This window comes from Bradyrhizobium sp. PUT101 (assembly GCF_052043945.1).
In the GTDB taxonomy this organism is placed as follows: Bacteria; Pseudomonadota; Alphaproteobacteria; order Rhizobiales; family Xanthobacteraceae; genus Bradyrhizobium.
Genome location: NZ_CP197207.1, coordinates 1,124,641 through 1,135,753, shown reverse-complemented (window position 1 = coordinate 1,135,753; position 11,113 = coordinate 1,124,641). Strand labels below are relative to the sequence as shown.

The 11,113-nt window shown below is 63.9% G+C and carries 14 protein-coding genes; 12 read left to right on the top strand and 2 right to left on the bottom strand.

Going from position 1 to position 11,113, the window contains the following annotated elements:
* Positions 1–87: 87 nt before the first annotated feature.
* The 4 genes from dapA to ACSHT2_RS05455 all read left to right on the top strand — a co-directional run bounded on the left by dapA (position 88) and on the right by ACSHT2_RS05455 (position 2,571).
* Positions 88–978 (top strand): 4-hydroxy-tetrahydrodipicolinate synthase, encoded by an 891-nt coding sequence (gene dapA / locus ACSHT2_RS05470; RefSeq protein ID WP_440640700.1) that lies wholly within the window; start codon positions 88–90, stop codon positions 976–978.
* Positions 979–1,036: 58 nt separating this feature from the next.
* Positions 1,037–1,450, top strand: a complete 414-nt coding sequence (mscL, locus tag ACSHT2_RS05465) for a large conductance mechanosensitive channel protein MscL (protein WP_440642771.1) — start codon at positions 1,037–1,039, stop codon at positions 1,448–1,450.
* A gap of 61 nt (positions 1,451–1,511) precedes the next feature.
* Positions 1,512–1,985, top strand: a complete 474-nt coding sequence (gene smpB, locus ACSHT2_RS05460) for an SsrA-binding protein SmpB (protein ID WP_271529422.1) — start codon at positions 1,512–1,514, stop codon at positions 1,983–1,985.
* Positions 1,986–1,989: 4 nt separating this feature from the next.
* On the top strand, positions 1,990–2,571 hold the full coding sequence (locus ACSHT2_RS05455) for a peroxiredoxin (protein ID WP_440640699.1): 582 nt from the start codon (positions 1,990–1,992) through the stop codon (positions 2,569–2,571).
* Between the two features lie 45 nt (positions 2,572–2,616).
* Here ACSHT2_RS05455 and ACSHT2_RS05450 read toward each other — a convergent pair whose 3' ends face one another.
* Both ACSHT2_RS05450 and ACSHT2_RS05445 read right to left on the bottom strand, forming a co-directional pair.
* Positions 2,617–3,291, bottom strand: coding sequence for a uracil-DNA glycosylase (locus ACSHT2_RS05450; RefSeq protein ID WP_319327737.1), 675 nt, complete (start codon positions 3,289–3,291; stop codon positions 2,617–2,619).
* Positions 3,272–3,919: a LabA-like NYN domain-containing protein gene (locus ACSHT2_RS05445; RefSeq protein WP_319327739.1), complete on the bottom strand. Its 648-nt coding sequence runs from the start codon at positions 3,917–3,919 to the stop codon at positions 3,272–3,274. Before ACSHT2_RS05445 ends, ACSHT2_RS05450 begins: the two co-directional genes overlap by 20 nt.
* A 328-nt stretch (positions 3,920–4,247) precedes the next feature.
* Between ACSHT2_RS05445 and rpoZ the strand changes: the two genes are divergently transcribed.
* From rpoZ to era, 8 genes are all read left to right on the top strand, one after another.
* Positions 4,248–4,640 carry a DNA-directed RNA polymerase subunit omega gene (gene rpoZ / locus ACSHT2_RS05440; protein WP_166815658.1) on the top strand — a complete coding sequence of 131 codons (393 nt, stop codon included), beginning with the start codon at positions 4,248–4,250 and terminating at the stop codon, positions 4,638–4,640.
* 208 nt (positions 4,641–4,848) lie between these two features.
* Entirely contained in the window at positions 4,849–7,131 is a 2,283-nt protein-coding gene (locus ACSHT2_RS05435; RefSeq protein ID WP_440640698.1) for a RelA/SpoT family protein, read from the top strand.
* A 45-nt stretch (positions 7,132–7,176) separates the two neighbouring features.
* Positions 7,177–7,929, top strand: coding sequence for a pyridoxine 5'-phosphate synthase (locus tag ACSHT2_RS05430; protein WP_440640697.1), 753 nt, complete (start codon positions 7,177–7,179; stop codon positions 7,927–7,929).
* A complete protein-coding gene (gene acpS / locus ACSHT2_RS05425; RefSeq protein WP_440640696.1) occupies positions 7,926–8,345 on the top strand; it encodes a holo-ACP synthase in 420 nt (139 codons plus the stop codon). Before ACSHT2_RS05430 ends, acpS begins: the two co-directional genes overlap by 4 nt.
* A gap of 25 nt (positions 8,346–8,370) precedes the next feature.
* A complete protein-coding gene (locus tag ACSHT2_RS05420; protein WP_440640695.1) occupies positions 8,371–8,571 on the top strand; it encodes a hypothetical protein in 201 nt (66 codons plus the stop codon).
* A 24-nt stretch (positions 8,572–8,595) separates the two neighbouring features.
* Complete coding sequence (gene lepB / locus ACSHT2_RS05415) at positions 8,596–9,360, top strand: signal peptidase I (protein WP_440640694.1); 765 nt, start codon at positions 8,596–8,598, stop codon at positions 9,358–9,360.
* The gene (gene rnc / locus ACSHT2_RS05410; RefSeq protein ID WP_440640693.1) at positions 9,357–10,196 is read left to right on the top strand and encodes a ribonuclease III; all 840 of its coding nucleotides are present in this window, start codon (positions 9,357–9,359) and stop codon (positions 10,194–10,196) included. Before lepB ends, rnc begins: the two co-directional genes overlap by 4 nt.
* On the top strand, positions 10,186–11,112 hold the full coding sequence (gene era / locus ACSHT2_RS05405; protein ID WP_440640692.1) for a GTPase Era: 927 nt from the start codon (positions 10,186–10,188) through the stop codon (positions 11,110–11,112). The genes rnc and era overlap by 11 nt, the downstream gene beginning before the upstream one ends.
* Position 11,113: the final 1 nt, after the last annotated feature.

Sequence of the window (11,113 nt, the reverse complement as noted above, 5' to 3'; positions counted from 1 at the left end):
CTCACCCAGAAGCGGGCCTTTTACCGGCAGGATAGACCCGATATGAATGGGGCTTGCTCAAGAGATAGCCGCGTACGGAGGAAGTCCATGGCAGCCAAGACGAAATTCCGGGGGTCTTTCACCGCCTTGGTCACGCCGTTCAAGAACGGCTCGCTGGACGAGGCGGCGTTCCGATCCCTGGTCAATTGGCAGATTTCGGAGGGGACCAATGGCTTGGTCCCGGTCGGCACCACCGGCGAGAGCCCGACGCTCAGCCATGACGAGCACAAGAAGGTCGTCGAATGGTGCATCGCTGAAGCCAAGGGGCGTGTGCCGATCATCGCGGGTGCCGGCTCCAACTCGACCAAGGAGGCTGTCGAGCTCTCCCAGCACGCCGAAAAGGCGGGTGCGGACGCCGTGTTGATCGTCACGCCCTACTACAACAAGCCGACCCAGGAAGGGATGTACCAGCACTTCAAGGCGATCAACGATGCGATCGGGATTCCGATCATCATCTACAACATCCCGCCGCGCTCAGTGATCGACATGTCGGTCGACACCATGAAGCGGCTGTGGGAGCTGAAGAACATCGCCGGCGTCAAGGACGCCACCGCCAGCATGGTTCGCGTGTCGCAGCAGCGCGCGGCGATGGGCGAGGATTTCAACCAGCTCTCGGGCGAGGACGCCACCATCATCGGCTACATGGCCCATGGCGGCCATGGCTGCATCTCGGTGACCTCGAACGTCGCGCCGCGCCTGTGCTCGGATTTCCACGCCGCCTGGCAGAAGGGCGACACCAAGGCGGCGCTCGCGATCCACGACAAGCTGATGCCGCTGCACAACAACCTCTTCATCGAGAGCAATCCGGCGCCGATCAAGTACGCGATGTCGCTGCTCGGCAAGCTGGACGAGACGCTGCGGCTGCCGATGGTGCCGGTCTCCGAGCCGACCCGCGTTGCCGTGCGCAGCGCGATGGTGCACGCGGGTCTGATCAACTGAGGCGTTAGCTTTTCCGGGGGAGCGTTTCATGAGCGCGGTCGAGGAAAAGGGCAGGCGGATGCTCAAGGAGTTCCGCGAGTTCGCCATGAAAGGCAACGTCGTCGACCTCGCGGTCGGCGTCATCATCGGTGCAGCCTTCGGCGGCATCGTCAATTCGCTGGTCGGCGACGTGATCATGCCGATCATCGGTGCCGTCACCGGCGGCCTCGACTTCTCGAATTACTTCACCCCCTTGTCGGCGAAGGTCACAGCCACCAACTTAGCTGATGCGAAAAAGCAAGGCGCCGTGCTGGCTTGGGGCAGCTTTCTCACGCTGACGATCAACTTCATGATCATTGCCTTCGTGCTGTTCCTGGTGATCCGCGCCATCAACACGCTGAAGCGCAGGGAAGAGGCGGCGCCGGCCGCTCCGCCGAAGCCGTCGGCCGAGGTCGAACTGCTGACCGAGATCCGCGATCTCCTCAAGAAGTGACGCGCGCGCTTCATCCGAACTGTTAGATTCCGCGCGCATCTCACAAGCAGGTTTGCCCGACATGGCCGATAAGAACGAACGTCCGATCAAGGTCATGGCGGAAAATCGCAAGGCCCGCTTCAACTACGCCATCGAGGACACGATCGAGGCGGGCATTGCGCTGACCGGCACCGAGGTCAAATCGATCCGCAGCGGCAAGAGCACGATTGCGGAATCCTACGCCGATTCCAAGAACGGCGAGATCTGGCTGATCAACGCCACCATTCCCGAATATCTCCAGGGCAACCGATTCAATCACGAGCCCAAGCGGCCGCGCAAACTGCTTCTCCACCGCCGCCAGATCAACAAGCTGATGGGTGCGGTCGACCGCGAGGGCATGACGCTGATCCCGCTCAAGCTCTATTTCAACGAGCGCGGGCGCGCCAAGTTGCAGCTGGCGGTTGCAAAAGGCAAGAAGCTGCACGACAAGCGCGAGTCCGAGAAGAAGCGCGACTGGAGTCGGGAGAAGGGCCGGCTGATGCGGGCGAGGGGATGACGCGATGAATCAACGGAACCTGCTCGAGGTCGATTGGAGCCAGATTCCCGCACCCTCCGACGACGGCGGCGCCGCGCATCTCGAGGGCATGACGTTGCCACCGATCAACATGCTCGCGACCGACGACACATCGGTCACGCTGTCGGCGCTGCGCGGCCGCACCGTCGTGTTCGCCTATCCCCGCACCGGCGAGCCCGGCAAGATCGCGCTGGTCGACGATTGGGACATGATCCCGGGGGCGCGCGGTTGCACGCCCCAGACTTGCGCATTTCGCGATCTGTTCGCCGAGCTGAAAGCTGCCGGCGCCTCGCACGTGTTCGGCCTCTCGACCCAGAGCAACGCGTACCAGACCGAGATGGCCTCGCGCCTGCATCTGCCGTTCCCGGTGCTCTCGGACGAGAAGCTGGCGCTCACGCGCGCCTTGAACCTGCCGACCATGGAGGTCGCAGGCCTGACGCTGATCAAGCGCCTCGCGCTGATCGTCGACGACGCCAGGATCACCCATGTGTTCTATCCGGTATTTCCACCCGACCGGAACGCCGGCGACGTGCTCGACTGGCTGAAGGCCAATCCCGCCAAGGCCTAGATCGTCCATAAGGGCAAAACCCGATCGGCTCGACGACATCAGGCTCTAATCGAGACCGGCCTTCACTTTCGCGAAAACGCTCCGGAACATGTCTGGCGTCAGCACGCCGGTGTTCGTGTTGTAGCGCGAGCAATGATAGCTGTCGTAGAGCTTGAACGCGCCGGCCTGATGGACGGCGCCGTGGCCGAAGGGCGCCTGCGAGCCCTTCAGATTCAGCGGCTTGAGCACGCTGTCGTGCGCAATCCGCCCGAGCGCGACGATCGCGCGCAGGTTCGGCATCGACGCCAGATTCGCCACGAGAAACTGGCGGCAGGTATTGATCTCGACCGGCAGCGGCTTGTTCTGCGGCGGCACGCAATGCACCGCATTGGCGATCCGGCAGTCGACCAGTTTCAGGCCGTCATCGGGACGCGCCTGATAGGTCCCCCTAGCAAAGCCGTATTCGATCAGCGTGGCGTAGAGCAGGTCGCCGGCATAATCGCCGGTGAACGGCCGTCCCGTGCGATTTGCGCCCTGCATTCCTGGCGCGAGGCCCACGATCAAAAGGCGCGCCTTGAGGTCGCCGAACGGCGCAACCGGCGCATTGTGCCACGATGGCTCGCGTGTGCGGTTCGCCTCGCGAAAGGCGACCAGGCGCGGACAGAGCGGACAGTCACGGTCGGGAACGACGGCGAGAGGTTGGCGGCTTGACCGGGCCGCCTCACTCCTCGAAGTCTTCATCGCCGCCCCTCGGCGAAATCGTGGTTGCGCGCTGGAGGAATTGCGGGGCGTGGTGGCGTTCGCCACGCTCGCCGCGGTCACGCGGGGCGGGGCGCTCGGACGGATCGCGGCCGAGCTTGGATTGCAGCTCGACCAGGTCGGTAAAAACGTCAGCCTGGCGGCGCAGCTCGTCGGCGATCATCGGCGGCTGGCTGGCGATGGTGGAGATCACCGTGACCCGCACGCCGCGGCGCTGCACGGCCTCGACCAGGGAGCGGAAGTCGCCGTCACCCGAGAACAGCACCATCTGGTCAATGTGTTCGGCGAGCTCCATGGCGTCCACCGCGAGCTCGATGTCCATGTTGCCCTTGACCTTGCGTCGGCCGGAGGCGTCGATGAATTCCTTGGTTGCCTTGGTGACGACGGTGTAGCCGTTGTAGTCCAGCCAGTCGATCAACGGGCGGATCGAGGAGTATTCCTGGTCTTCGATGATGGCGGTGTAATAGAACGCCCGCAACAACGTCCCGCGGCTCTGAAACTCCTTCAGCAGGCGCTTGTAATCGATGTCGAAGCCCAGAGTCTTCGCGGTCGCGTAGAGATTGGCCCCATCGATGAAGAGCGCGATCTTGTTGGTAGGAGAAAGTGACATTCAGTTTGCTCGCGTAGCGTTCGTGATTGATCGTTTATTGTTGGCGCGGCGACAGCAAGCCGCGCAGTCTAGAGTGCCGCTAAGACCCGTCGAAACCGCAAGTCCGGAGAAGCCGTGGCAATCAAGGTATAGTTATGGCGGACTTGCATACACCCGGGGCTGCCCTCGATGGCAGCCCGGAAAACCACCCGTCCCAGCCCCAATGTGCAGTTAGCAGAGCCGTTTGGCGAGGCCAAATCACAAATTGGCCTTGCGAAATCGTCCCGGCCCCTATAACTAGCCCCAATCATCCACATATTTCGTCCCACCCACAACGGAGCGACAGTCCATGGCTCGCGTCACCGTAGAAGATTGTATCGACAAGGTCGACAACCGGTTTGACTTGGTCCTGCTGGCCGCCCACCGTGCCCGCATGATTTCGTCCGGTTCACAACTAACGGTTGACCGCGATAACGACAAGAACCCTGTTGTGTCTTTGCGCGAAATTGCCGAGACGACGGTCTCGCCGGAGGACCTCCGCGAGGAGCTGGTGCACTCGCTCCAGAAGTTCGTCGAGGTGGACGAGCCTGAGCCGGATACGGTGCCGCTGATCGGTTCCGCAGGGGCGAGCGTCGACGCCGACGACACCGAAGTCGCCGTGGAGCGCATGACCGAAGAGGAGCTCCTGAAGGGTCTGGAAGGCCTCGCGCCTCCCGAGGAGCAGCCCGAGGAAGACGAGTGATTCCTCCGTCGCGATCCATCGACTCCTTGTGATCTGATCAAAGGCCCGAACCCTTGTTCGGGCCTTTGCTTTTGTTGACGTTTTCGTGGTTACCATAACGTTGCCGGTTGGCGCTGCGCCCTGTCACTGAATTGATCGGACACAAGCGCGATCGGAGCTAGGATGTATACAACGGACCGGCTCAGCGCCCGTTTGAAGGCAGGACGGAATGGTATATCGGCGCCGCAGATCCACGCAGATGCAGGCCGCAACCGAATCGGTTGCCGTGGCCCCGACTGCGCCGGTCGCGCGCCCGGCAAGGCCCCGCGCGCGTATGATGCGTCAATACGACCTCGTCGAGCGCGTCAGATCCTACAATCCCAACACCAACGAAGACCTGCTGAACCGTGCCTATGTCTATGCCATGAAGGCGCATGGTTCGCAGACCCGCGCCTCGGGCGATCCGTATTTCTCGCACCCGCTCGAAGTGGCGGCGATTCTCACCGACCTGAAGCTCGACGACGCCACCATCGTGGCCGCGCTGCTGCACGATACGATCGAGGACACCGAGGCGACGCGGGCCGAGATCGACCAGATCTTCGGGCCGGAGATCGGCGCGCTGGTCGAGGGCCTGACCAAGCTGAAGCGGCTCGAACTGGTGTCGCGCGAGGCCAAGCAGGCCGAGAACCTGCGCAAATTGTTGCTGGCCATTGCCGACGATGTCCGCGTGCTTCTGGTCAAGCTCGCCGACCGCCTGCACAACATGCGAACGCTGGATTTCGTGCCGCCGGAATCGCGCCGGCGCATCGCCGAGGAGACGCTCGACATCTACGCGCCGCTGGCGGGGCGCATGGGCATGCAGGAAATGCGCGAGGAGCTGGAGGATCTGTCCTTCCGCACCCTCGATCCCGAAGCCTATTCGGTGGTGATGCAGCGGCTCGACGCGCTCGCCGAGCGCAACCGCAACTTGATCGGCGAGATCGAGGACCAGCTTTCCAACAATCTGCGCCACAGGGGGCTCGGCGCGCGGGTCTATGGCCGCCGCAAGAAGCCGTTCTCGATCTGGACCAAGATGGAGCGCAAGTCGGTCGGCTTCGAGCAATTGTCCGACATCTTCGGCTTCCGCCTCGTCGTCAACGATATCGAGGCCTGCTATCGCGCGCTCGGGATCGTGCACACCACCTGGCCGGTCGTGCCGGGGCGCTTCAAGGACTACATTTCGACGCCGAAGCAGAACGACTACCGCTCGATCCACACCACGGTGATCGGTCCCGGTAACCAGCGCGTCGAGCTCCAGATCCGCACCGAGGCGATGGACCAGATCGCCGAGCGCGGCATCGCCGCGCATGTCTTCTACAAGGAAGGCGTGGGCTCGCCGACCGAATACCTTAAGCGCGAGTCCAACGCGTTCGCCTGGCTGCGCCACACCATCGGAATCCTCTCCGAGAGCGCCAATCCCGAGGAATTCCTTGAGCACACCAAGCTCGAGCTGTTCCACGACCAGGTGTTCTGCTTCACCCCGAAGGGCAAGCTGATCGCGCTGCCGCGCCACGCCAACGTGATCGACTTCGCCTATGCGGTGCACACCGACGTCGGCAACAGCGCGGTGGGCTGCAAGATCAACGGCAAGTTCGCGCCGCTGTCCTCGGAACTCCAGAACGGCGACGAGGTCGAGGTGCTGACATCGGAAGCGCAATCGGCGCCGCCGTCGGCCTGGGAGACGCTCGCGGTCACCGGCAAGGCGCGCGCCGCGATCCGCCGCGCCACGCGCACCGCCGTGCGCGATCAATATGTCGGCCTCGGCCGGCGCATCGTCGAGCGCCTGTTCGAGCGCGCCAAGATCGAATATGCCGACGACAAGCTCAAGGGCGCGCTGCCGCGGCTCGCGCGCACTTCGATCGAGGACGTCATGGCGGCGGTGGGCCGCGGCGAGATCAAGGCGTCGCACGTCGCGCGTGCGATGTACCCGGACTACAAGGAGGAGCGGATCGCGCGCTACGGCATCAAGAAGGGGCTTGCGGCCAAGTTCAAGGAGAAGTCCTCGGAACCGCGCAGCCCGGTTGCGATCCCGATCCGCGGCATCAATTCCGACCTTCCGGTGAAGTTCGCTCCGAACGGCGGCGCCGTGCCCGGGGATCGCATCGTCGGCATCGTCACGCCGGGCGAGGGCATCACGATCTATCCGATCCAGGCGCCCGCCCTGAAGGATTTCGAGGAGGAGCCGGAGCGCTGGCTCGACGTCCGCTGGGACATCGAGGATTCCGCGCCGCAGCGCTTCCCGGCCCGCATCAAGGTGGAGAACGTCAACGAGCCCGGCGCGCTGGCGCAGATCGCGACCGTGATCGCCGAGCACGACGGCAACATCGACAACATCAGCATGCAGCGCCGTTCGCCGGACTTCACGGAGACGACGATCGATCTCGAAGTCTACGATCTGAAGCACCTGAGCGCGATCCTGGCTCAGTTGCGCGCGAAGGCGGTCGTCGCCCGCGTCGAACGTGTTAATGGATAGACGCCTTGCGTATGCGTCTGTCGCCCTGATTTCGTGAGTCCTGAAATGCCCGCAACTCCGCTCCGCCTCGGCGTCAATGTCGATCATGTCGCGACCCTGCGTAACGCGCGCGGTGGCCGCAATCCGGACCCGGTGCGCGCGGCGCTGCTCGCGATCGAGGCCGGCGCCGACGGCATCACCGCGCATCTGCGCGAGGATCGCCGGCACATCCGCGACGAGGACATGGCGCGGCTGAAGGCGGAGATCTCCAAGCCGCTCAATTTCGAGATGGCGGCGACCGACGACATGCTGCGCATCTCGCTCGCCACCAAGCCGCATGCGGTCTGCCTGGTTCCGGAGCGGCGCCAGGAGGTGACGACCGAAGGCGGGTTGGATGTGGTCGGCCAGCACAACGCGCTTGCGCCCTATATCGCGCGGCTGAACGATGCCGGCATCCGGGTCTCGCTGTTCATCGCCGCCGATCCCGCCCAGATCGAAATGGCGGCACGGCTGCGCGCGCCCGTGATCGAGATCCACACCGGCGCCTGGTGCGATGCCGTCGTCGACGGCCACACCGACAAGGCCGAGGCCGAATGGCGGCGGATCGTGGCGGGGGCGAAGCTGGCCAAGGATGCCGGGCTCGAGGTCCATGCCGGGCACGGGCTCGACTATGCCACGGCGGAGACGATCGCGGCCCTGCCTGAGATCATGGAGCTCAATATCGGCTACTACATGATCGGCGAGGCGCTGTTCGTGGGTCTGGCCGAGACCGTGCGCAACATGCGCGCGGCGATGGACCGTGGCCGGGGCCGGGCATGATCATCGGCATCGGCTCCGACCTGATCGACATCACCCGCGTGGCCAAGGTGATCGAGCGCCATGGCGAGCGCTTCCTCGACCGCATCTTCACCGCGGCCGAGCGGGCCAAGGCGGAACGGCGCGCCAAGAACGAGAAGATGGTGGTGGCGACCTACGCCAAGCGCTTCGCCGCCAAGGAGGCCTGCTCCAAGGCGCTCGGCACCGGCATCAGGCGCGGCGTCTGGTGGCGCGACATGGGGGTGGTCAACCTGCCGGGCGGGCGGCCGACCATGCAACTGACCGGCGGCGCGCTGGCCCGGCTTCAGGCCCTGACGCCGGACGGGTTCGAGGCGCGGATCGACGTTTCGATCACCGACGACTGGCCGTTGGCGCAGGCCTTTGTCATCATTTCCGCAGTGCCGCTGGCGAAGCCCTGAAGAGATCCGTCCGATTTTATAATTCGTGTTTAAAATCAATACCTTGTTCAGTTTTGATGCGATCCTTGATTGCGTGGCCTCCGACAACCGTCTAAAAGTCCGCCGACGCAAATCAGCCTTGGGCGAATTCGGCTTTACGCCGGAATTGGCCCTCACTATCAGAATCAGGACAATCTCCATGGGCCGCGAAGCGATGGGCTGTTCGCGCCAGGAGGGCGTTCTGTGACCGCCGGCCGGAATTGAGAGAGCAATGAGCGTGACTTCAGGAACGAAAACTGAGAGCGGCGTCGGTGAAACGATCCGGGTCGTCATTCATGCTCTCCTGATCGCGCTGGTGATCCGCACCTTCCTGTTTCAGCCTTTCAACATCCCGTCCGGCTCGATGAAGGCGACGTTGCTGGTCGGCGACTATCTGTTCGTCTCGAAATATTCCTACGGCTATAGCCACTATTCGATTCCGTTCTCGCCGCCGCTGTTCTCGGGACGAATCTGGGGCTCGGATCCGAACCGCGGCGACATCGTCGTGTTCCGCCTGCCGAAGGACGATTCCACCGACTACATCAAGCGCGTGATCGGCCTTCCCGGCGACCGCGTCCAGATGCGGGACGGTCTGCTCTACATCAACGACACGCCCGTCGAGCGGCAGCGCATGAGCGAATATGTCGGCGAGGACCCCTGCGGCTCGGAAGGCGGCGGCATCTCCCGGGTGAAGCGCTGGAAGGAGACGCTGCCGAACGGCGTGTCCTATGAGACGCTCGACTGCGCCGACAACGGCTACATGGACAACACCAACATCTACACGGTGCCGCCCGGTCACTTCTTCATGATGGGCGACAATCGCGACAACTCCACCGACAGCCGCTTCCTCGGCCAGGTCGGCTACGTGCCGCAGGAGAATTTGATAGGCCGCGCCCAGATGATCTTCTTCTCCATCGCCGAGGGCGAGCATGCCTGGATGTTCTGGCGCTGGCCGTGGGCGGTACGCTGGAATCGTTTCTTCAAAATCGTCCGATGAAAGACGAAGCCAAGGACATCGCGACCCAGCCGCTCGAGGCACAAGCGGGCCCCGAAGGGGAAGCCGCGACCAAGGCGCCTGTAGATAAGACGCCGCCTGCGAAGAAGAAGCGGGTGCGGAGCAGCAAGGCCAAGGGCACGGATGCGAACGCGGCGCTGGAGGCGCGCATCGGCCACAGCTTTGCGGACCCGAACCTCTTGATGCAGGCGATCACGCATGTCTCGGCACTGAAGTCCGGACGCAAGCGCGGCGACAGTTATCAGCGGCTGGAATTTCTCGGCGACCACGTGCTCGGGCTCGTCGTCTCCGACATGCTCTATCACGCCTTCCCGAACGCCGACGAAGGCGAGCTGTCCAAGCGTCTCGCCGAGCTCGTGCGCAAGGAAAGCTGCGCCGACGTCGCCAAGTCGCTCGGTCTGGTCGACGACATCAAGCTGGGCTCGGTCGGCCCCAGCGCCGACGCGCGCCTGCGCAAGTCGGTGCTCGGCGACATCTGCGAGGCCGTGATCGGCGCCATCTTCCTCGACGGTGGCCATGCGGCGGCAGCCGAATTCGTCAAGCGCAACTGGACCGAGCGCATGCACAAGCCGCGCCGTCCCTTGCGCGATCCCAAGACCGTGCTGCAGGAATGGGCGCAAGGCAAGGGACTGCCGACGCCTGTTTACCGCGAGGTCGAGCGGACCGGCCCGCATCACGATCCGCAGTTCCGTGTCGCGGTCGATCTGCCGGGGCTGGCGCCGGCCGAAGGTATCGGCGGCAGCAAGCGCGCGGCAGAGAAAGTGGCAGCGTCAGTGATGATCGAGCGTGAAGGCGTTGGCGGCGGCAATGATGGCTGAAACAAGCGGCGAGGAGCCCACTGCGACGCGCTGCGGCTTCGTTGCGCTGATCGGCGCGCCGAATGTCGGCAAGTCCACGCTGGTCAACGCGCTGGTCGGCGCCAAGGTCACGATCGTCTCGCGCAAGGTGCAGACCACGCGCGCGCTGATCCGCGGCATCGTCATCGAGAACAACGCGCAGATCATCCTGGTCGACACGCCCGGCATCTTCTCGCCCAAGCGCCGGCTCGACCGCGCCATGGTCTCGACCGCCTGGAGCGGGGCGCATGACGCCGATCTCGTCTGCGTGCTGCTGGATGCCAAGACGGGGATCGACGAGGAAGCGGAGGCGATTCTCGCCAAGGCCGCCAGCGTCAATCACGAGAAGATCCTGGTGATCAACAAGGTCGACCTGGTCCAGCGCGAGAAGCTGCTGGCGCTGGCGCAAGCCGCCAACGAGCGCATGAAGTTCGCGCGGACCTTCATGATCTCGGCGATCTCGGGCGATGGCGTCGACGACATCCGCAAGACGCTCGCGGAAATGGTGCCGCCGGGCCCGTTCCTCTATCCCGAGGACCAGATGTCGGACGCGCCGATGCGGCAACTCGCGGCCGAGATCACGCGCGAAAAGATCTATCAGAAGCTGCACCAGGAATTGCCCTACCAGTCCACGGTCGAGACCGACCAATGGGAGGAGCGCAAGGATCATTCGGTGCGGATCGAGCAGACGATCTTTGTCGAGCGCGAAAGCCAGCGCAAGATCGTGCTCGGCAAGGGCGGCGCAACCATCAAGTCGATCGGCGCGGATTCACGGAAGGAACTGATGCAGATCCTCGACGTGCCGGTGCATCTGTTCCTGTTCGTCAAGGTACGCGAGAACTGGGGCGACGATCCCGATCGCTACCGCGAGATGGGCCTGGACTTCCCCAGGGAATAAC

What these genes read in the sequence shown, in the direction of transcription:
- lepB (WP_440640694.1), top strand. Translation starts at nt 8,596, where the DNA reads ATGAGCGTGACTTCAGGAACGAAAACTGAGAGCGGCGTCGGTGAAACG.
- ACSHT2_RS05435 (WP_440640698.1), top strand. Translation starts at nt 4,849, where the DNA reads ATGGTATATCGGCGCCGCAGATCCACGCAGATGCAGGCCGCAACCGAA.
- dapA (WP_440640700.1), top strand. Translation starts at nt 88, where the DNA reads ATGGCAGCCAAGACGAAATTCCGGGGGTCTTTCACCGCCTTGGTCACG.
- era (WP_440640692.1), top strand. Translation starts at nt 10,186, where the DNA reads ATGATGGCTGAAACAAGCGGCGAGGAGCCCACTGCGACGCGCTGCGGC.
- smpB (WP_271529422.1), top strand. Translation starts at nt 1,512, where the DNA reads ATGGCCGATAAGAACGAACGTCCGATCAAGGTCATGGCGGAAAATCGC.
- ACSHT2_RS05455 (WP_440640699.1), top strand. Translation starts at nt 1,990, where the DNA reads ATGAATCAACGGAACCTGCTCGAGGTCGATTGGAGCCAGATTCCCGCA.
- ACSHT2_RS05430 (WP_440640697.1), top strand. Translation starts at nt 7,177, where the DNA reads ATGCCCGCAACTCCGCTCCGCCTCGGCGTCAATGTCGATCATGTCGCG.
- ACSHT2_RS05450 (WP_319327737.1), bottom strand. Translation starts at nt 3,291, where the DNA reads ATGAAGACTTCGAGGAGTGAGGCGGCCCGGTCAAGCCGCCAACCTCTC.
- mscL (WP_440642771.1), top strand. Translation starts at nt 1,037, where the DNA reads ATGCTCAAGGAGTTCCGCGAGTTCGCCATGAAAGGCAACGTCGTCGAC.
- ACSHT2_RS05445 (WP_319327739.1), bottom strand. Translation starts at nt 3,919, where the DNA reads ATGTCACTTTCTCCTACCAACAAGATCGCGCTCTTCATCGATGGGGCC.
- rpoZ (WP_166815658.1), top strand. Translation starts at nt 4,248, where the DNA reads ATGGCTCGCGTCACCGTAGAAGATTGTATCGACAAGGTCGACAACCGG.
- acpS (WP_440640696.1), top strand. Translation starts at nt 7,926, where the DNA reads ATGATCATCGGCATCGGCTCCGACCTGATCGACATCACCCGCGTGGCC.
- rnc (WP_440640693.1), top strand. Translation starts at nt 9,357, where the DNA reads ATGAAAGACGAAGCCAAGGACATCGCGACCCAGCCGCTCGAGGCACAA.